We start from the raw sequence: 20251 nt of genomic DNA on the forward strand, positions 1-20251 counted from the left end.
AATCCCAGCCATTGTGCCGTTACCACTCCTTACATACTAGTGGCCATATAGAAGCCGAGATAAGAAGAAATGAGCCGACACTTTCAGCACGACGTTTTGGTGATCGGCAGCGGTGCCGCCGGATTGAGCCTGGCGCTGACCCTGCCCAATCATTTGCGCATCGCGGTCTTGAGCAAAGGCAATCTGGCCAATGGCTCGACCTTCTGGGCGCAAGGCGGCGTGGCGGCGGTGCTGGACAACACAGACACCGTTCAATCCCACGTTGAAGACACTCTTAATGCCGGGGGCGGCCTGTGCAATGAGGAAGCGGTGCGATTCACCGTTGAACACAGCCGTGAGGCCATTCAATGGCTGATCGACATGGGCGTACCCTTCACCCGCGACGATCAGTCGGCCGTCGTGGATGGCGGTTTCGAATTTCACCTGACCCGGGAAGGCGGCCACAGCCATCGCCGGATCATTCACGCCGCTGACGCGACCGGCGCCGCTATTTTTCGTACCCTCCTGGCACAAGCACAGGCGCGCCCGAACATTGAATTGCTGGAACAGCGGGTCGCCGTCGATCTGATCACCGAGCGTCGATTGGGGCTGGATGGCGAGCGCTGCCTGGGCGCCTACGTGCTGGATCGCGCCACTGGCGAAGTCGATACGCACAGCGCGCGCTTCACGATTCTGGCATCAGGCGGTGCGGCTAAGGTTTATCTCTACACCAGCAACCCTGACGGCGCCTGCGGTGACGGCATCGCCATGGCGTGGCGTTCGGGTTGCCGGGTTGGCAATCTGGAATTCAATCAGTTTCACCCGACCTGCCTTTATCACCCGCAGGCCAAGAGTTTTCTGGTAACCGAGGCCCTGCGTGGCGAAGGGGCGTATTTAAAGTTGCCGAATGGCGAACGCTTCATGCAGCGGTTCGACGAGCGCGCCGAGCTGGCCCCACGGGACATCGTCGCACGGGCGATTGACCATGAAATGAAACGTCTGGGGGTAGACTGCGTTTATCTCGACATCAGCCACAAGCCCGAAGATTTCATTAAATCTCACTTCCCGACTGTTTATGAACGGTGTCTGGAATTCGGTATCGACATCACCCGCGAACCCATTCCGGTGGTGCCGGCCGCGCATTACACCTGCGGCGGCGTCGTGGTTGACCAGCACGGCCGCACCGACGTGCCGGGTTTATATGCCATCGGCGAAACCAGCTTCACCGGTCTGCACGGCGCCAACCGAATGGCCAGCAATTCGCTGCTGGAATGCTTCGTCTACGCCCGCTCGGCGGCGAACGACATCATCACGCAGCTCGGGGCTATCAAGCAGCCAGCGGACTTGCCGTTCTGGGACGCGAGTCAGGTGACGGACTCGGACGAGGACGTGATCATCGCCCACAACTGGGATGAGCTGCGCCGCTTCATGTGGGACTACGTCGGTATCGTGCGCACCAACAAGCGCTTACAGCGCGCCCAGCACCGGGTGCGGTTGCTGTTGGACGAAATCGACGAGTTCTACAGCAATTACAAAGTCAGTCGAGACCTGATCGAGCTTCGCAACCTGGCTCAAGTCGCCGAACTGATGATTGCCTCGGCCATGGCGCGCAAGGAAAGCCGCGGGCTGCATTACACGCTGGATTACCCGGACATGCTGCCCGAGGCCGTGGACACTATTCTGGTGCCGCCCACCTTCGCCGACTGAATTTCAAGCGCAAACGAAGGCGTCGGTGGGTGTCCGGCGCCAGACTGTCGCTGGGAATGCACAGGCTCTTGACCCACAAACGACTCAGCCAACCACCACCCGGCAGGCGAAACCTCAGCACGATTATGTGAGGTAACGCGAGACTGTCCGGACGCAACTGAACTGGCTGCCACCCTGCCCGTTCGTTCCATAAATGCCACCCGGTATCGTCCCGACGCAGCCCGGTGAACGCTCGGGCACCGCTCAACAGAATCGACGTGGGCACGCAATGAAAGCCATGAATCACGCACAGCAATACGCCGAGCGAAATGGCCCAAACGGGAAGACTCAGGAGAAAGAGGCAGATCAATGCGAGCGCCTGAGCGCCGAGGTATGCCGTCAGCAAGGCCCGAGAGCGTTGCCAACGGCATTCGAAACAATCACTTCGGCTGGACACGGTCCAGAATCATGCGAACCATGCGCTGCAACTCCGGATCTTCCGATTCCCCGCGCTGCATGAACCAGACGAACATGTCCTGGTCCTCGCACGTCAGCAACCGGACATAGAGAGCACGGTCAACGTCGTTGAGCGATGGATAGACTTCTCTGACAAACGGAACCAGCAGCACATCCAGCTCGAGCATGCCGCGGCGGCTGTGCCAAAAGAGGCGGTTGAGTTCAATTTCTTCGACCATGGGGCGCTCCTCGAATTTGGCGGCGAGTATACAGGGGAGCCCGCGAGCGGCGAACCCGCGTTTAGTCGCAATGCATTGCATATACCCATAAACGAGACAGGGCACTATGATGGTGCCCCAGACTTTTACCCCTGCGATGAACCATGGCCGATTCAGCTTTTTTCTGCCCACTCTCCCACGAAGGTGTACTGGCCGTTCGCGGCGTGGACGCCAGCAAATTCCTGCAGGGCCAATTGACCTGCAACATGGACTATCAGAGCGAGGCGACTGCCACGCTGGGTGCCCGCTGCACGCAAAAAGGGCGTATGCAGTCCAGCTTCCGCATTCTGTTGGAGGGTGATGGCGTGCTGCTGGCCATGGCCAGCGAGCTGATCGAGCCGCAGCTGCTCGACCTGAGAAAATACGCCGTTTTCTCCAAATCCAAGTTAAATGACGAAAGCGCCGCCTGGGTTCGTTTCGGCCTGAGCCATGCCGACAACACGCTGGTCAGCCTGGGCCTGGATTTGCCTGAGACGACCGATTCGGTGGCGCGCGCCAATGACCTGATCGCTATTCGCGTCTCCCCCGCCCGCGCCGAACTCTGGGTTCGTGCTGATCAGGCGTCGGATGTACGCGGTCGTCTGGCAGAACAACTGTCCGAAGGTTCGCTCAATGACTGGCTGCTGGGTCAGATTCGCGCCGGTATCGGGCAAGTGTTCGCGCAGACTCGAGAAGAATTCATCCCGCAGATGATCAACCTGCAGGCCGTGGGTGGCGTCAGCTTCAAGAAAGGTTGCTACACCGGCCAGGAAATCGTGGCGCGGATGCAGTACCTGGGCAAACTCAAGCGACGCCAATATCACCTGTCGCTTGAGGGCAGCGAAGTGCCTGAGCCAGGCGTTGCGCTGTTTTCTCCGGTTCACGCCAGCGCAGTCGGTAACGTGGTCATGGCGGCCCGATCAGCCTCGGGCATCGAGCTGCTGGCCGTCTTGCAGGCGGACGCCGTGGAAGACGGCAATATCCGTCTTGGCACAGCGGACGGTATTGCGTTGCAACTCGGCGAACTCCCGTACACTTTGGATGCCAAACTGGAGACACAGCGTTGAGCCGTCGTTGTCTGCCCCTTGCCGTCGTGTTTACGGGGTGCTGACCGGAATGCCTTATCCAGAGATCCAATATGAGTAGTATGGCTGACGAGGTGCAGAGGGACCTGATCCGGGCGATCGACAAGGACGCCCTGTTTCTGCCGACGCTTCCTGAAGTTGCGCTGAAGATTCGTCTGGCTGCCGAAGATTCGGAAATCAGCATCATTGCCTTGAGCAAGGTCATCGGTAGCGATACCGCCCTTTCCGCTCGCCTGATCAAGGTCGTCAACAGTCCATTGCTGCGCCCGAGCTTCGAGGTCAGCGACGTGCTGACCGCGGTTCGCCGGCTGGGGGTCAACTACAGTTGCAACCTGGCGATCGGCCTTGTGGTGGAGCAGATGTTTCACGCCAAGTCCGAAGTGGTTGAAACCAAAATGCGTGACATCTGGAAACTGAGCCTGCAAGTTGCCGGGGTCAGCAACCTCTTGAGCCATCAGCGAGGTCATTTGAAGGCTGACAAGGCCACCCTTGCCGGCTTGATTCACCTCATCGGCGTATTGCCGATCCTGACTTATGCCGAAGACAACTTCGAGCTGCTGGCCGACGCCGTGAGCCTCAATCATGTGATTGAACGCATTCACCCGATCATTGGCGAGCGACTGCTGCGGTCATGGGACTTTCCAGAGGCGTTGGCCATCGTGCCGCGACAGTTCCAGAATTTCGGCCGGATGTCAGAACAGGCCGATTACGTGGATTTGGTCCAGGTCGCGACCGTGCACGTGCATGAAGCCACCAGCCGTCCCTACCCCAATCTGGATGTGCAAAACATGCCAGCCGTCAAACAGCTGGGGCTGAACATGGCCGATGGCGGGTTGATCGGGCAAATGAACGACGCCATGACGCTGCTTTACTAGCCGCTGATCGACCTGCGGGATAAAGACTTGTGGGAGCGAATTTATTCGCCCCCACAGAGCCGTATCGATTCAGACCTTCAGCGTGTTTCAAGCTCTGACGTCGCGAACGTCACTCGCACTTTCAAGCCCCGCTCTGCCCCGTCATGCAACGTGATCTGCGCCAGGTGCGCTCGACAGATCTCGCCGACAATCGCCAACCCCAAGCCTGATCCCGCGCTTTGCTGATTGCGCCGATAAAAGCGCTCGAATACCCGGTCACGCTCGTGCAGCGGTATGCCGGGGCCATCGTCTTCGACCTCCAGCACGCACCGCGAATGCACGCGAAGCACCACATTGCCTCCCGGCGGCGTATGCGCGAGCGCGTTATCGACCAGGTTGCTCAACAGCTCGTTAAGCAACGTGGGCTCACCTTTCATCCACACCGGCTCGTCGGCTTCCAGCGCCAGCGCAACACCTCGCTTGTGTGCCAGCGGTGCCATCGCCATGCCCAGCTCCCGAGCCAATTGGCTGAGGTCGAGCAACTGCGCTCCACCTTCTGCAATGGCCCGGGCACCGTTTTCGATCCGCGCCAGCGATAACAATTGATTCGCCAGATGGGTCAGCTTGTCAGTGCCGGACGCGGCGCTTTCCAGTGTGCTGCGCCAGGCAGCAGGTTCCTGATCTCGTAGCCCCAACTCAACCCGGGCCTTGAGCGCGGCCAGCGGGGTTCGCAACTCATGCGCGGCATCGGCGATGAACTGCGCCTGACGCTCGAACTGCATGCGCAAGCGCTCGGTGAAGTGATTGAGCGAACTCACCAACGGGCGCAGTTCATGCTGCACCTGCACCATTGGCAAGGAACGCAAGTCGTCGGGCTGACGCTCTTCCACGGCCGTGCGCAGCCGGTCCAGCGGGCGTAACGCCGCGCTGACGGTAAACCACACCAGCAGCAGCGCGCCGCTACCAAGCATGCCGAGACGCAGCAAGGTGTCGGCCATCAAGCCTCGGGCCATGTTGACCCGCTGCTCTTCGGTTTCGGCTACGCGGATTTCGGCAATGCCGTTCATGTTCGGCTCACTGACCGCCTTGAGGAGGCTCACCACGCGCACATCTTGCCCCTGATAACGCGCGCTGTAGAACTTGGCGAGAGCGGGATAATCGTCGGTACGCGGCGTGCCGGGGGGCGGTGCAGGCAGGTTTTCGTAGCCGGAAATCAGCTTTTGGTTGATGTCGTTGACCTGATAGTAAATGCGTCCCGCACTGTCATAGGCGAAGGTGTCGAGGGCAACGTACGGCACGTCGGCACTGAGGGAGCCGTCGCGCTCGGACAACCCCGCCGCGATGGTCCGCGCCGAGGCCAGCAACGTCCGGTCGTAGGCCGTGTCAGCCGCTTCGCGCCCGTTCCAGTAAGCGCTCATGCCACTGGCGATCATTAGCACCACCAGCAGCAAACCCAGGTTCCACAGCAGGCGCCAGCGCAGGCTGTTTTCCGCTGAAGGAAACGGGTTAAGCATCGCGGCTTTCCAGCAGGTAGCCCAAGCCACGGAACGTCACGATGGCGATGGGGTGTCCGTCGAGCTTCTTGCGCAGGCGGTGAACGTAAATCTCGATGGCGTCGGCGCTCGCTTCTTCGTCCAGTCCGAAAACCTGCGCGGCGAGTTGCTCTTTGCTCATGACCCGGCCGGGTCGGGCGATCAGCGCTTCGAGCACTGATTGCTCGCGGGAAGTCAGGGTCATGGCGTCGTTACCCAGAGTGAAACGCCGCGTGTCGAGATCGTAGACCAGTACCCCGCAACGCTGCTGACGTTCGCCGCCCAGGACGCTGCGCCGCAGCAGGGCTTTTACCCGCGCTTCGAGCTCAGACAATTCGAAAGGTTTAGCGAGGTAATCGTCGGCCCCCAGGTTCAGACCGTGCACGCGATCCTTGACGTCGCTGCGGGCGGTGAGCATCAGCACCGGGGTGTTTTTGCCCCGCGCGCGAAGTTTGGCCAACACCTCGAAACCGTCCATGCGCGGCAGGCCGACGTCGAGAATCGCCACGGCGTATTCCTCGCTGCTCAGCGCCAGGTCAGCGGCCACGCCGTCATGCAATACGTCCACGGTGAGCCCGCTGCCCTTGAGCGCCAGCGCGACGCTTTCAGCCAGTTGCAAATGGTCTTCGACAAGCAGGACACGCATGGATGTCTTCCCTTGGGGCGTTGAATGGTGGCGGAGTTTACAGGCGCAGCACCCGGTGTGGAGATGCGAAATGTCTGAAAATCCACCGATGAAAATGGAAACACAATCATCGAAAGTTTCATGAAAGGTAGTTGAAAGGTTGCTGAAAGCTTCGCTGATTAGGATTCGCTCACGCCTCGTTACGATTGCACCTCGCGCTGCCTTCGTAACGCTGGGTCGTGACGAAAAACGCCTCGATGCGTTTTCAACAATAAAAACAATATCGGAGTCATCGGTGATGCCATCACTGCACATCCCGGCCATTGCGCCGCCTGAACCCCGTCCTGTTTTGAGTACACTTCGCCGCTTGGCGCTGTGCATCGTCACGTCCCCGTTTTTGCTGTTCGCAGGCTCGTCACGCTGCGAAACGATTGCCTGATCGACTCATACCCAAAAACAACAACTCCGCCGGAGACTGACCATGAACCTTTCACTGCGCCGTATCAGCGTCGCCGCCAGCTGCATGCTGGTGGCCACTCAATTGTGGGCTGCCGAGCCTAACCGCCCTGAATGCATCGCCCCGGCTTCGCCCGGCGGCGGCTTTGACCTGACCTGCAAACTGGCGCAAAGCGCGCTGGTCAACGAGAAGCTGCTGAGCAAACCGATGCGCGTGACCTACATGCCGGGCGGCGTGGGCGCAGTGGCGTATAACGCGGTAGTCGCTCAGCGCCCCGCCGACGCGGGCACGCTGGTGGCGTGGTCCAGCGGCTCATTGCTGAACCTGGCGCAAGGCAAGTTTGGTCGTTTCGATGAAAACGCCGTGCGCTGGCTCGCGGCCGTCGGCACCAGCTACGGCGCCATCGCCGTGAAAGCTGATTCGCCTTACAAGAGCCTCGACGATCTGGTCAAAGCGCTGAAAGCCGACCCGAGCAAAGTGGTGATCGGCTCTGGCGGCACCGTCGGCAGCCAGGACTGGATGCAAACTGCGCTGATCGCCAAGGCCGCAGGTATCAACCCGCGTGACCTGCGCTACGTGGCCCTGGAAGGCGGCGGTGAAATCGCCACGGCCCTGCTCGGCGGCCACATCCAGGTCGGCTCCACCGACATTTCCGACTCCATGCCGCACATCCTCAGCGGCGACATGCGCCTGCTGGCGGTGTTCTCCGAGCAGCGCCTGGACGAGCCGGAGATGAAGAACATCCCGACCGCCAAAGAGCAAGGCTACGACATCGTCTGGCCCGTGGTGCGCGGCTTCTACCTCGGGCCGAAAGTGACCGACGAGGAATACAACTGGTGGAAAGCTTCCTTCGACAAGCTGCTGGCTTCCGAAGATTTCGCCAAGCTGCGCGATCAGCGTGAACTGTTCCCCTTCGCCATGACCGGCCCCGAGCTGGACACCTACGTGAAGAAGCAGGTCGCCGACTACAAAATGCTGGCCAAGGAATTCGGCCTGATTCAGTGATTGAACCCCCACGACTGGTTCTCCATTGACTGACTACGTGTCGCGCCGCCTGCGCGGTGGCGCGACCAGGAGCTTCCTATGGTCTTGCAACGACTGTTTGCCTTCGTGCTGCTGTTGGCCTGTATTGGCCTGGCGCTGATGGCCTGGCCTTATCAGGCCCCGTTTTCCTACGAGCCCGTTGGCCCGCGAGCGTTTCCGCTGCTCATGTTAGGGCTGATGGGCCTCTCGCTGCTGTACATGTTGATTCGCCCAACCCCGATCAAGCACTCAGAAGATGAGCCACCGCTGGATCGCCCGACCCTGATCAAGATTTCGATCTGCACGGTGCTGTTGCTGGTGTTCGCCGGTCTGTTCGAGCCGCTGGGTTTCGTGCTCAGCAGCATCCTGATTGGCATCCCCATGGCCCGGCTGTACGGCGGTCGCTGGCTGCCGAGCATCGTCATCACCACGTTGATGAGCATTCTGCTGTACGTGCTCTTCGACAAAGTGATGGATGTGCCTCTGCCCCTCGGCCTGCTCGACGTTCTGGAGAACTGATATGGACACTCTCGGTTACCTCGGCCAGGGCTTCGGCGTCGCATTGACCCCGTACAACCTGGTCACCGCCCTTTCCGGCACCCTGATCGGCACCATCGTTGGCCTGCTGCCGGGCCTTGGCCCGATCAACGGCGTGGCGCTGTTGATTCCCATCGCGTTCGCCCTCGGCCTGCCGCCTGAGTCGGCATTGATCCTGCTAGCAGCGGTTTATCTGGGCTGCGAATACGGCGGGCGGATCAGCTCGATTTTGCTGAACATCCCTGGTGAAGCGTCTACCGTGATGACCGCGCTGGACGGCTACCCGATGGCGCGTCAGGGCCTGGCCGGCGTGGCGTTGTCGCTGTCGGCGTGGAGCTCGTTCATTGGCGCCTTCATTGCCACCTGCGGCATGGTGATGTTCGCCCCGCTGCTGGCGAAATGGGCGATTGCCTTTGGGCCTGCGGAATATTTCGTGCTGATGGTCTTCGCCATCGTCTGCCTCGGCGGCATGGCCGGTGATCGACCGCTGAAGACCTTCGTCGCCGCGCTGATCGGCCTGTTTCTGTCGAGCATCGGCATCGACGCTAACAGCGGTGTTTACCGTTTTACCGGCGACAACATCCACCTGGCTGACGGCATTCAGTTCGTCGTGCTGGTGCTGGGCCTGTTCTCGATCAGCGAAATCCTGCTGTTGCTGGAGAAAACCCATCGCGGCCAGGAAGCGGTGAAAGCCACCGGGCGCATGATGTTCAACTTCAAGGAAGCGGCGTCGGTGTTCACCGTCAACATCCGCTGCGGCCTGATGGGCTTCATCATGGGCGTGTTGCCGGGTGCCGGTGCGACGCTGGCCAGCGCCGTGACCTACATGACCGAGAAACGCATCGCAGGCGCGAGCGGAAAATTCGGACAAGGCGACATGCGCGGTCTGGCAGCCCCTGAAACTGCCATCGGCGCAACTGCCTGCGGCGCGTTGGTGCCGATGCTGACCCTGGGCGTTCCAGGTTCGGGCACCACCGCCGTGATGATCGGCGCGCTGTCGCTGTACAACATCACGCCGGGCCCGCTGCTGTTCCAACAGCAACCGGACATCGTCTGGGGCCTGATCGCGTCGTTGTTCATCGCCAACATCATGCTGGTGATCCTTAACATCCCGATGATCCGCATCCTCACCCGCATCCTGGCCGTGCCGAACTGGGCGCTGGTGCCGGTCATCGCGATCATCACCGGGATCGGTGTCTACGCCGTTCACGCCACCACGTTCGACCTGTTCCTGATGGTCGGCATCGGCATCTTCGGTTACATCCTGCGCAAGCTGGACTTTCCGCTGTCGCCGATTCTGCTGGGCTTCATTCTCGGCGGTTTGATGGAGCAGAACCTGCGTCGTGCGCTGTCGATCTCCAACGGCTCGCTGGAGATTCTGTGGTCCAGCCCGATCACCCTCGGCGTGTGGGTCGTGACCGCCTTCATGCTGGTGCTGCCGCTGATCCGCATCTGGCGCAAGCGCAGCGTTCAGCGTCGCGCACTGGCCGATGTCTGACCGGCCGTTCAAAACGTGGTGGGGTACGCCGCTGGTCGGCCTGCTGGGGGGCTACCTCGCCAGTCAGGTCGGCTGGCCGTTGCCCTGGATGGTCGGCTCATTGTTGGCGATCATCCTGGTCCGCTGCCTCACCCCGTGGCAGCTGGCTGAAATCCCCGGCGGCCGAAAATGCGGCCAATGGGTGGTCGGCATCGGCATCGGCCTTCACTTCACTCCTGTCGTCATCGAACAAGTCCTCTCGCATTTCGGCCTGATCTTCATCGGCGCACTGGTGACCAGCGTTTCCAGCGTGGTCGGCGTGTGGCTGATGTTGCGCACCGGCGAAGACCGCGCCACAGCGTTCTTTTCCAGCATGCCGGGGGGGTCGGGCGAGATGGTCAACCTCGGCGCGCGCAATGGCGCAACCCTCAGCAACGTCGCGGCGGGGCAGAGCCTGCGGGTCCTGGCGGTCGTGCTGTGCGTACCGGCGATCTTCAAATACCTGATGGGTAACGGCGGACCGCCCGCGCACGCAACGGTGGTGGACTGGACCTGGCTGGCGCTGCTGTTTCCGCTCGGCGCATTGGTCGCGTGGGGCTGGCAACGCTTGAAGCAGCCCAACCCGTGGCTATTCGGCCCGTTGCTGGTGAGTGCGATTATCAGCGTCAGTTTCGACTTGCACATCGGGTTGCCCAATGGTGGCAGTCAGGTCGGCCAATGGCTGATCGGCAGCGGCCTGGGTTGCCATTTCAACCGGGCCTTCTTCCGTCGTGCGCCCTCCTTCATGGGACGCACCCTGATCGGCACGGCGCTGACCATGAGCATTGCGGCACTGTGCGCATGGATACTGAGTGCCGCGACGCACCTTGATCTGCGTTCGCTGACCTTGGGCATGATGCCCGGCGGGATTGCGGAAATGAGCCTGACAGCCGAAGTGCTGCAACTGTCGGTGCCGCTGGTGACGGCGATGCAGGTGATGCGATTGTTGTTTGTGCTGTTTCTGGCGGAGCCGTTGTATCGATATTGGAATCGGCAGGCTGCCCCGTAGCCTCACATGCCCACTGGGACAGAGTTTGTTAACATCCGGACCTTCGCCAGAGGTGACCCATGCACATTCAAAAACTCCAGATAGAGAACCTTCGCTCGTTCAAAGAAGCCGAGATCGAATTCAATCTGCCTGAGACGAAGGGCGTGCAGTTTCCAAATATGAACGTGTTGCTGGGCGACAACGGACTGGGCAAGACCAGCGTCTTGCGAGCGGTAGCACTGGCAACGCTGGGGCCTTTGCTCAGCGGCTCCTCTGGTTTCGTTTCTGAAGGCCTCGTACGGCGTCCACCTGCCAGTAAGGCTGGCAAGGTCAATCTGGACCGTCCGGAACCGGCAGAGCTAACGGCAACCGTCCGTTCGACCGAGAGCGAACTGTCGAACGCGGGCGACTGGCCAATGCCCAGCCATTTTTCGATGACGACACACATTCGCACGCTGAGCTCTACCGAAAAGCTCGACTGGTCGGTCTCTCCCAATTCCACGGCGGAATCAGCCGAGAACCTTCAATTTGATGAGGCTAGCCCAGCATTTTTCGTCGTGGGCTATGGCGCCACGCGCCGGGTTGAAGCCTCGTCTCAAGTCGATGGCAGTGCGCGGATGAAGTCTAGGCTGCGGCGTTATGAACGGGTCGCGGGCTTGTTCGAAGAGCACATGTCGCTGATGCCGCTTTCCTATTGGCTGCCTGCTTTTGCCGAGCAGAACAAAGGGCGTTACAAGCAAGTGATCACCCTGATCAACAAGCTGTTGCCCGACCATTGCCAGATTCAGCCTGCGGCATCGCGGACCCGAGACGGGTTTGAGCATTTGTTTGAAATGAACGGCATCGCCCTGCCGTTCCGTGCGCTGTCGGACGGATTCCGTGGGTACATAGGCTGGATCGGCGACATGCTGTTTCACATCTGCCAGGGCGTCAGGTCCGGTGAACGGTTGAATCAGACACGAGGGGTGGTAATGGTCGATGAAATCGACCTGCATTTGCACCCCGAGTGGCAACGCACGGTGGTGCCTACGCTTGCCGCAGCGCTGCCCAACATCCAGTTCATTCTGACGACCCACAGCCCGCTGGTCGTGGGGTCGCTGTCGTCGAACAATCTTTATGTACTGGAATACGATCAAGAGGAAGCGGCGAGCGTGATCAAACGCCTGCCGGAAATCGTTCAGGGCAAAAACTCTGATCAGATCTTGCTTTCCCCTTATTTCGGGCTGGACACCACGCGCTCAGCCCTGGCCGCCGAAACCCTCAGTGAGTTGGCCAGACGCGCGGAGGCAGGAGACCCGGACGCGGCGCTCAATTATCTGAAAGTGATGTCCCGCGGGATCGCCGCGCAACGAGGAGATACCCGTTCAGCCTCAAAAACCAGTGGGTTGCCTGCTGCGGCCATCAACCGCGCGCTCAAAAAAGCGACGGAATCCAAAGAGTGATCCGCTACCCCATCTCCGAACAGGAACTGATAGCACGCATCAACCTGCTCTCCCCCAAATGGATGGGCGCGGCGGCGGAACGGACTCAAGCATTTGTCGACGCGGGTCAGTACCTGGACGGCAATGACTTCTGGGGCACGATCAAGCAGGTCTACATCGAGTTGCAACATGAAAAATGTGCGTACTGCGAAACCAGGCTTCAAGGCTCTGCACTGGCGAGCAAGGTGCATGAAGTCGAGCATTATCGCCCCAAGTCGAGCGTCAAGGCATGGCCAAACCGAGCGATTGCCCGCTGGAAAGACTTTACACATGACTGGCCAACCGGAGCGGCCAGTGCCATAGGGTATTTCCGCCTCGCCTACCATCACCTGAATTACGCGATCGCCTGTACCCGCTGCAATTCGACGCTGAAGGCCAACTACTTTCCGGTTCGTGGCCCCCGTGACTTCAACAGCCAGTCACCCCAAACCATGCAGGGTGAGGCTGCGCTGCTGCTTTACCCGATATCGTCGGTAGACCCCGATGATCCCGAGGACATCATCACCTTCGACGGGGTACTCGCCATACCGGCGCACCCACAAGGCCCCGCCTATGAGCGCGCGATAACCAACATTGAGTTCTTTCAGCTCAACAGCCAGGATTTGACGTCCAGACGCGCCGATTGCCTACGCGGGCTCTGTCTTGCACTTGACCCCAGCGGTTCTGACGCCTATCAACGCAAAAAAATGAAAGTCGCGGAGGCCCTGTGCAGCCCGAAAAGCGCATTTAGTGCCTGTTCCAGAGCCTTCCGTACACTGTGGTCGGCGGATCCTGCAAGGGCCCAAAGGATCGCAGAACTCTTATTCGAAGACCTCGACGACTGACAAAGGCCTTACACAACCGCGGGTAATCGCCATTCAATGGGTGTGAGGCCATTCTGCTGCAGATACTTGTTGGCCATGCCGAAATGCCCGCAACCGAGGAAGCCTTTGTAGGCCGACAGCGGCGACGGGTGGACGGAGGTCAGAATCAGGTGCTTCGACGCGTCGATCAGCTTCTTCTTGCTCTGGGCGTGAGACCCCCACAGCAGAAACACTAAATGTGGCTGATGGGCGCTGACGGTTTCGATGATCTTGTCAGTGAAGTGCTGCCAGCCTTTACCCGCGTGTGATGCTGCGTTGGCCCGTTCGACAGTCAAGGTGGTGTTGAGCATCAGCACGCCTTGATCCGCCCACGACTGCAAGTAGCCGTGGTTGGGGATATCGATGTTCAGGTCGCGTTTCAGCTCTTTATAGATGTTGACCAGCGACGGCGGCGCAGGCACACCCGGTTGCACCGAGAAGCACAAACCGTGGGCCTGATTCGGCCCGTGGTAAGGGTCTTGACCGAGGATGACCACTTTCACGGTGTCCAGCGGCGTCGAATTCAGGGCATTGAAGATCAGCGGGCCTGGCGGATAAATCTCTTTACCTGCCGCGTGCTCCTGGCGCAGAAACTCGCGCAGTTCGCCCATGTAGGGCTTTTCGAATTCTTCGCGCAGAGCCTGTTTCCAACTGGGCTCCAGCTTGATGCGATCGTCGTCAGTCATGTTCATATCCGGAAAATCAATGCGCGGACTTTAGGGGCTGTGGCCAATTATTTCCAGCGCAGCGCATCGGGGGTTTCCTACACTCCACTGCATCGACCCTGTGCAACTTCCCGTCAGCCGGGAGACTCACAGCCTTGATGGACACCTGTCCCACGAACATGAGGTCACGATGAATCTGCAATTCGAAGAGCTGACCGGAACCGACGGCGCCCGTTTGGGCATTGCCACGCTGGACGCTGAAAAATCACTGAATGCGCTGTCGCTGCCAATGATTCTGGCACTGCAAGATCGGCTCGACGTCTGGGCCAGCGACCCGCAAGTCGTCTGTGTATTGCTGCGCGGCAACGGCGCGAAAGCCTTTTGTGCGGGCGGTGACGTCCGGGCGTTGGTCGAGGCGGCTCACGGCAAACCGGGAAAAGTCCCACCCTTGGCAGCGCAATTCTTTGCCGCTGAATACCGACTGGACTACGCGCTGCACACGTATCCGAAGCCGGTGATCTGCTGGGGCCACGGTTACGTATTGGGCGGAGGCATGGGTTTGCTGCAAGGCGCCAGCATCCGGGTGGTCACGCCGAGCAGTCGACTCGCCATGCCGGAGATCAACATTGGCCTGTACCCGGATGTCGGCGCCAGTTGGTTTCTGTCGCGGCTGCCCGGAAAACTGGGGCTGTTTCTGGGGCTGACGGGGTCGCACATCAATGGCCGCGACGCGCTGGACCTGGACCTTGCGGACCGTTTTCTGCTGGACGATCAGCAGGAAGAAATGATTGATCGCCTGTTGCAACTGAACTGGCAGGAACAGACCGCCGTTCAGCTCAACAGCTTGTTCAAGGCGCTCCAGCAGGAGGCGACAGAGCAATTGCCTCCCGCGCAATGGCTACCCCGTCGGCAGCAAATCGACGAATGGCTGGATGTAGGCGACGCGATCTGTGCGTGGAATGCGCTCAAGCATCAATTGCATTCGCAGGACGCGCTGCTGGCGAAGGCTGCGAAGACGCTGACCGAAGGCTGTCCGATGACGGCGTTGTTGGTGTGGGAACAGATCCAGCGTGCGCGGCACATGTCGCTGGCTGAAGTCTTTCAGATGGAATACAGCATGAGCCTCAATTGCTGTCGTCATCCCGAGTTTGCCGAAGGCGTGCGCGCGCGATTGATCGACAAGGATCACACGCCCCACTGGCACTGGCAGGACATCGCCAGCATTCCGCTGGCGGTGGTGGATGCGCACTTCGAAAAGGCATGGGAAGGACGGCATCCGCTGGCGGATTTGTCAGCTTACTGAAGGCAACAGCGGCAAGCTGTGAGGATCAAGCTGCAATAAAAAGCACGGCCACCTCGACCGTGCTTGAAGCTTAAGGCTCGTGGCTGCTTCTACCGGATGCCACCGCTCTGGCTGTCGTGTCCACCCCGACCAAACCCGCCGTCGCGATGGAAGTTGCCACCGCCGCCCGGTCTGCCAGGGCCGGGGCCGCCGCCGGGGTTGCCATGCCAGCCTCCTCCGCCAGGTCTTGGGCCGGGAGGTGGGGGTGGTGGGCGATAACCTGAACCACCGCCATGGTAGCCTCCGCCGCCACCATTCCAATGCCCGCCGCCGTAACCCGGGCGTCCGCCGTAACCCGGGCGTCCGCCGTAACCGGGACGCCCGCCATAACCAGGACCTGGGCCGTAGTAACGCGGTGGCGGCGCGTAATAGCGAGGCGCCGAGTAATAACGCGGGGAGTAATAGATAGAGGGGCCGTAGCCTCCCGAGTAGCCACTCGGGCCTACCGCCCGATAGCCGTCATACACGTATCCGCTGCTGTAAACGGGCTGCGTGTAGGTTTCCTGTTCGTAATAGCCTCCTCCGTAACAACCTGCGAGAGACAACGTCATCAACACGGTAAGCAAGCTTCGTCGATACATAGCGGCCTCCTGGACCGCGATAGAGCTCAAACCAGCGGCGCTGGTCGGCGTTCCCGAAACTGCCGAGAACGCAATATCAGACTGCAATATCCCCATCGAGTGCCCTGTTCCTCTTTTCAACTGCCAGACGGTGCCCTGCAACGGTGCGTGACGAAGCCAATGAAAAAACGGCCTTCGAGTGCGTTCCGTGAATCGCCAATCGCAAACCGCCGACGCCCCATGGCGCAACGGCATGGCATCAGGCTAGCATGTCTCGCTTAATGGATTCCTTATTCAATCGGATTGGTCATGCCCCTTCGTTCCACGCTCCATTCACAACGCTCCCTGCTGTTGACGTTGGTGATTCTTCTGGGGAGCGGCTTTCTGGCGACGTCGCTGCTCAGCTATATCGCCTCGCGCAATGCCATCCGCGACAGCATCGTCAATACCGAGCTGCCGCTGACGTCCGACACGGTTTATTCCGAGATTCAGAAAGACCTCGTCCGCCCGGTGTTGATCTCGTCGATGATGGCGCGCGACACGTTTGTGCGCGACTGGGTGGTGGCTGGGGAAAAAGACCCGCAGCAAATGACCCGCTATCTGAAAGAGGTGATGGACCACTACGGCGCCTACACCTCGTTTTTCGTCTCAAATCACAGCCTGACTTATTACCAGGCCAAAGGCGTGTTGAAAAAAATCCGCCCGGATGAGCCCCGCGATGCGTGGTATTACCGGGTGCGCGACATGGCTGATCCGTACGAAATCAACGTCGATCCAGACCTTGCGAACAAGGACAACCTGACCTTTTTCATCAATTACAAGGTGTTCGATTACAGCGATAACTTCATCGGGGCCACAGGGGTCGGTCTGACGGTGGACGCCGTGATCAAGCTGATGGATCGCTATCAGGAGCGTTACCAGCGCAGCGTGTATTTCGTCGATGCGTTCGGGCGACTGGTGCTGACAGGGGCAGGGGGCGGGCCGCAGGGTGCGAAGATTGGTCAGGTGCTGCGCGACCTTCCAGACCTCAAGGACCTGCTGAATCAGATGCCCAAACCGGTGAGCGGCAGCTATCAATATGACTCGCTGGGCGACGCACATTTTCTCAACGTGCGTTACATCCCGGAGCTGAACTGGTACCTGTTCGTCGACAAGCGTGAAGACGGCGCTTTGACCGACATCCGCCAATCCCTTTATCTCAATCTGCTGATCTGTCTGGCCGTGATGCTGCTGGTCTTGGTACTGCTTAACCGAGTGGTTCAACGCTTTCAAATGCGCATCGAGACGCAAGCCATGGTCGACAGCCTGACAGGCCTGCCCAATCGCCGGGGCTTCGATCGGATCGCGATGAATGCCATTGCCGAATGCCGCCGCGATCAGAAGGCGCTGTCAGCGATGCTGCTGGACCTGGATCATTTCAAGCGGCTGAACGACACCCACGGCCATCTCGCAGGCGACGAAGTGTTGTCTGGCTTTGCCGACGATGTCAGGCGCTGCTTGCGAGACAGTGACATCATTTGCCGATGGGGTGGCGAGGAGTTCATCATCCTGCTCAAGGACACCAGCAGCAGCGGTGCCCAACGCGTCGCCGAGAAAATTCGTTTGCTGGCGGAGCAGCACACCTACGTGTTCACAGGTTCCGCCCTGCAAGTCACGGTGAGTTTGGGCCTGACCGAGCTGCATCCCGACGACACCCTGCAAAGCCTGATTGCCCGTGCCGACCAGGCGCTTTACAGCGCCAAGCAGAGCGGACGCAATCGGGTCTGTACCGAAGAGGCCGAACCGGCATGAACCCTGTGTTGAACGGCGCTGACATCTGCCCAGTGTGCGGCCAGAGCAACCGCTGCACCCTGGCCGACCCCCGGACGGCGGGTTTGGCCTGCTGGTGTTTCACCGAAACGATCGATCCTACGGTGCTGGCGGCGTTGCCTGACGACATCAGGAACAAGGCCTGCCTGTGCCCGCGCTGCGCCGGGCTGGTGGAAGAGGTCATGACCACGTAACGCTGATCGCCTGATAACCCCTTCGCGAATGAATTCGCTCCCACAGGAGTCCAACGGCGCCGCGATAGTTGCGGTCTGATACGGACCTCAATGTGGGAGCGAATTCTTTCGCGAAAGATGGATCAGGCGACACAGATGCGTCGGCTGTACCGCCCCTTCGCGAATGAATTTGTTGCCTCAGGTTCAGCGTCAGGCCCGACTGACATAACATGCCCTCCTCTCCTGCACACTGACTCGCCATGCGCCTCGACCGCTTCCTCAGCAACCTCCCCCGCTTTAGCCGCAAGGACGTGCGCCTGGCCCTGCTCGCGGGTCGGGTCAGGGTCGACGGGGTGATCACCAAAGACCCGTTGCATGAGGTACGTGAATTCAGCGAGGTAAAAGTCGATGACGAAACCCTGCAAATCGGCAAACCTGCGCGCTATTTCATGCTGCACAAGCCGCCCGGCTGCGTCAGCGCCACGACCGATCCGCAGCACCCCACCGTTCTGGACCTTCTGCATGAACCCGACAAGCATGACCTGCACATTGCCGGGCGTCTGGACTTCAATACCTCGGGCCTCATGCTGATCACCAACGACGGGCAATGGTCACGCCGCCTGACCCAGCCCACCACCAAACTGCCCAAGGTCTATTACGTGGAAACCGAACAGGCGATCGGCGCGCATTACGTCGAGAAATTCACCGAGGGCTTTTATTTCGCGTTCGAAGACCTGACGACCCTTCCAGCGGATCTGGTCATCCTCGACGCTCATCACGCGCGACTGAGCATCATGGAAGGCCGCTACCATCAGGTGAAGCGCATGTTCGGTTTTTTCGACAACAAGGTCGTGGGCTTGCATCGCGAGAGCATGGGGCCGCTCGTGCTCGATCCCCTGTTACTACCCGGCGAATACCGCCCCCTGACAGCTGAAGAGATTCAGCTCATCTGACGTCTTTCGACCGCCCGGCAGATCGTGTAGGACAATTCCCGAACGGCACTTGCGGGTTGCGGGATCGGCTGCTTGAATCCAACCGTCGGTCCGCATGTGACCGGAGAGTCACGCACGTATTCCAAGAAACCTTTTGTCGGCTCCAGGCGCCTCAGGCACCGGGTCGGCAAACCGCCCGCCAATAACAACACCTGTCGGCCAGACCGTTCCGGACTGACATGGGCCCCCTTTCAAGGCATTGCCTACCTGTCACGAAACTCGTGCAACGTGGTTGCGCGCACACCTGTTTTAACGTCAGGAGACATGGATATGAGGCCAGAAATCGCTGTGCTTGATATACAGGGCCAGTTTCGGGTTTACACGGAGTTCTATCGCGCAGATGCCGCCGAAAAGACCATTGTCATGGTCAACGGCTCACTGGCCACGACAGCATCTTTCGCTCAAACCGTCCGCAATCTGCATCCGCAATTCAACGTCGTGCTCTACGACCAACCTTATGCGGGAAAATCCAAGCCTCACAACGTGCACGAAAAACCGCTGACCAAGGAAGTCGAAGGCCAGATCCTGCTGGAGCTGATCGACCACTTCAATGCCGAACACGTCATGTCGTTTTCTTGGGGTGGCGCAGCGGCCTTGGTGGCATTGGCGCACCGGCCCAAGCGTATCGAGAAGGCCGTCATCAGCTCGTTCTCGCCGGTCATCAACGAGCACATGCACGACTACCTCACGCGGGGTCAGCAGCATTTGGGCGCGTTCGACCGATACGAAGTCGGGACGCTGATCAACAGCACCATCGGCAAGCACCTGCCGTCGCTGTTCAAGCGCTTCAACTATCGGCACGTCAGCTCGCTGGACCTGCATGAGTATGCGCAGATGCACCACCACATCAACCATGTGTTGGACACCACCACCCACGGCCAGATCAAAGCCGCCAAGCGCATCAATGTGCCGGTGCTGTTCATGAACGGCGAGTGGGACGAATACACCGCAGCGCCTGACGCCCGGCTGTTCGCGAACCACATCCGCGACTGCCACTTCACCACGATCAACAACGCGGGGCATTTTCTGGACATGGAAAACAAAGCGGCATGCCTGGAATCCCAGAACGCGCTGATGAGCTTTCTCACTCCGGCCCCAGAACCCGCCCTCCTACGTTACCGACAGGTGCAGTCGAACCATGCATTTGCCATCTGACCGTGAAGGTCTCCGGGATCGGATTCATTCGCCATTCACCGTTCTGCACGACTGGCGAATGAATCCCGAACCTTTGCGCAATGCCCGTCTATTTCCGCTACAAGGCATTTAACGCTTCAATTCAATGCCCGCTTCTGGTACAAAGTCAGCCGCTGAAAGCGTCGGTAGCGGATGTCGTCAAACGGCATGACTCCCGTGAAAGCCCACATGAAGGTTCGACACAGTGGCCTCCTCCCG

Annotated in this window: 20 protein-coding genes; 14 read left to right on the forward strand and 6 right to left on the reverse strand. The window is 59.8% G+C overall.

The annotated features are described in order from the left end of the window. The first annotated feature begins 69 nt into the window (after window positions 1–69). A complete protein-coding gene (gene nadB, locus ACWKWE_RS08600; protein WP_483850268.1) occupies window positions 70–1686 on the forward strand; it encodes an L-aspartate oxidase in 1617 nt (538 codons plus the stop codon). On the opposite strand, the gene ACWKWE_RS08605 is transcribed toward nadB, so the two are convergent. Then, window positions 1655–2122, reverse strand: coding sequence for a protein YgfX (locus ACWKWE_RS08605; protein WP_483850269.1), 468 nt, complete (start codon window positions 2120–2122; stop codon window positions 1655–1657). The two genes, nadB and ACWKWE_RS08605, sit on opposite strands and share 32 nt — an antisense overlap. Continuing rightward, entirely contained in the window at window positions 2106–2360 is a 255-nt protein-coding gene (locus tag ACWKWE_RS08610; protein ID WP_110950141.1) for an FAD assembly factor SdhE, read from the reverse strand. The genes ACWKWE_RS08605 and ACWKWE_RS08610 overlap by 17 nt, the downstream gene beginning before the upstream one ends. A 143-nt stretch (window positions 2361–2503) precedes the next feature. Between ACWKWE_RS08610 and ygfZ the strand changes: the two genes are divergently transcribed. Then, window positions 2504–3445 (forward strand): CAF17-like 4Fe-4S cluster assembly/insertion protein YgfZ, encoded by a 942-nt coding sequence (ygfZ, locus tag ACWKWE_RS08615; RefSeq protein ID WP_483850270.1) that lies wholly within the window; start codon window positions 2504–2506, stop codon window positions 3443–3445. A gap of 71 nt (window positions 3446–3516) precedes the next feature. Continuing rightward, window positions 3517–4338 (forward strand): HDOD domain-containing protein, encoded by an 822-nt coding sequence (locus tag ACWKWE_RS08620; RefSeq protein WP_483850271.1) that lies wholly within the window; start codon window positions 3517–3519, stop codon window positions 4336–4338. A gap of 77 nt (window positions 4339–4415) precedes the next feature. Here the strand turns inward: ACWKWE_RS08620 and ACWKWE_RS08625 are convergent, their stop codons facing one another. Both ACWKWE_RS08625 and ACWKWE_RS08630 read right to left on the reverse strand, forming a co-directional pair. Continuing rightward, window positions 4416–5831 (reverse strand): sensor histidine kinase, encoded by a 1416-nt coding sequence (locus ACWKWE_RS08625; protein WP_483850272.1) that lies wholly within the window; start codon window positions 5829–5831, stop codon window positions 4416–4418. Beyond that, window positions 5824–6495, reverse strand: coding sequence for a response regulator (locus ACWKWE_RS08630; RefSeq protein WP_166596203.1), 672 nt, complete (start codon window positions 6493–6495; stop codon window positions 5824–5826). Before ACWKWE_RS08630 ends, ACWKWE_RS08625 begins: the two co-directional genes overlap by 8 nt. Before the next feature lie 454 nt (window positions 6496–6949). On the opposite strand from ACWKWE_RS08630, the gene ACWKWE_RS08635 reads away from it, so the two are divergent. The 6 genes from ACWKWE_RS08635 to ACWKWE_RS08660 all read left to right on the forward strand — a co-directional run bounded on the left by ACWKWE_RS08635 (window position 6950) and on the right by ACWKWE_RS08660 (window position 13300). Continuing rightward, entirely contained in the window at window positions 6950–7936 is a 987-nt protein-coding gene (locus tag ACWKWE_RS08635) for a Bug family tripartite tricarboxylate transporter substrate binding protein (RefSeq protein ID WP_483850473.1), read from the forward strand. A 78-nt stretch (window positions 7937–8014) separates the two neighbouring features. Further along, window positions 8015–8473 carry a tripartite tricarboxylate transporter TctB family protein gene (locus ACWKWE_RS08640; RefSeq protein ID WP_401148893.1) on the forward strand — a complete coding sequence of 153 codons (459 nt, stop codon included), beginning with the start codon at window positions 8015–8017 and terminating at the stop codon, window positions 8471–8473. Between the two features lies 1 nt (window position 8474). Continuing rightward, on the forward strand, window positions 8475–9989 hold the full coding sequence (locus ACWKWE_RS08645; RefSeq protein ID WP_483850273.1) for a tripartite tricarboxylate transporter permease: 1515 nt from the start codon (window positions 8475–8477) through the stop codon (window positions 9987–9989). Further along, window positions 9982–11016, forward strand: coding sequence for an AbrB family transcriptional regulator (locus ACWKWE_RS08650; protein WP_483850274.1), 1035 nt, complete (start codon window positions 9982–9984; stop codon window positions 11014–11016). The genes ACWKWE_RS08645 and ACWKWE_RS08650 overlap by 8 nt, the downstream gene beginning before the upstream one ends. Window positions 11017–11075: 59 nt before the next feature. Beyond that, on the forward strand, window positions 11076–12437 hold the full coding sequence (locus tag ACWKWE_RS08655; RefSeq protein ID WP_483850275.1) for an AAA family ATPase: 1362 nt from the start codon (window positions 11076–11078) through the stop codon (window positions 12435–12437). After that, on the forward strand, window positions 12434–13300 hold the full coding sequence (locus tag ACWKWE_RS08660; RefSeq protein ID WP_483850276.1) for a hypothetical protein: 867 nt from the start codon (window positions 12434–12436) through the stop codon (window positions 13298–13300). The genes ACWKWE_RS08655 and ACWKWE_RS08660 overlap by 4 nt, the downstream gene beginning before the upstream one ends. An 8-nt stretch (window positions 13301–13308) precedes the next feature. Here ACWKWE_RS08660 and ung read toward each other — a convergent pair whose 3' ends face one another. Next, entirely contained in the window at window positions 13309–14004 is a 696-nt protein-coding gene (gene ung, locus ACWKWE_RS08665; protein WP_341962450.1) for a uracil-DNA glycosylase, read from the reverse strand. Window positions 14005–14173: 169 nt separating this feature from the next. On the opposite strand from ung, the gene ACWKWE_RS08670 reads away from it, so the two are divergent. Then, window positions 14174–15286: an enoyl-CoA hydratase/isomerase family protein gene (locus ACWKWE_RS08670; protein ID WP_483850277.1), complete on the forward strand. Its 1113-nt coding sequence runs from the start codon at window positions 14174–14176 to the stop codon at window positions 15284–15286. 89 nt (window positions 15287–15375) lie between these two features. Here ACWKWE_RS08670 and ACWKWE_RS08675 read toward each other — a convergent pair whose 3' ends face one another. Next, window positions 15376–15906, reverse strand: coding sequence for a hypothetical protein (locus tag ACWKWE_RS08675; RefSeq protein WP_483850278.1), 531 nt, complete (start codon window positions 15904–15906; stop codon window positions 15376–15378). A gap of 288 nt (window positions 15907–16194) precedes the next feature. Here ACWKWE_RS08675 and ACWKWE_RS08680 point away from each other — a divergent pair, with 288 nt between their 5' ends. The 4 genes from ACWKWE_RS08680 (at window position 16195) to ACWKWE_RS08695 (ending at window position 20014) form a co-directional block, all read left to right on the forward strand. Next, window positions 16195–17676, forward strand: a complete 1482-nt coding sequence (locus tag ACWKWE_RS08680) for a sensor domain-containing diguanylate cyclase (RefSeq protein ID WP_483850279.1) — start codon at window positions 16195–16197, stop codon at window positions 17674–17676. Further along, a complete protein-coding gene (locus tag ACWKWE_RS08685) occupies window positions 17673–17888 on the forward strand; it encodes a cysteine-rich CWC family protein (protein ID WP_166596193.1) in 216 nt (71 codons plus the stop codon). The genes ACWKWE_RS08680 and ACWKWE_RS08685 overlap by 4 nt, the downstream gene beginning before the upstream one ends. Window positions 17889–18127: 239 nt before the next feature. Next, window positions 18128–18820: a pseudouridine synthase gene (locus ACWKWE_RS08690; RefSeq protein WP_483850280.1), complete on the forward strand. Its 693-nt coding sequence runs from the start codon at window positions 18128–18130 to the stop codon at window positions 18818–18820. Window positions 18821–19129: 309 nt separating this feature from the next. After that, window positions 19130–20014 carry an alpha/beta fold hydrolase gene (locus ACWKWE_RS08695; RefSeq protein ID WP_483850281.1) on the forward strand — a complete coding sequence of 295 codons (885 nt, stop codon included), beginning with the start codon at window positions 19130–19132 and terminating at the stop codon, window positions 20012–20014. The last annotated feature ends 237 nt before the right edge of the window (window positions 20015–20251 follow it).

Source organism: Pseudomonas salicis (assembly GCF_057128705.1).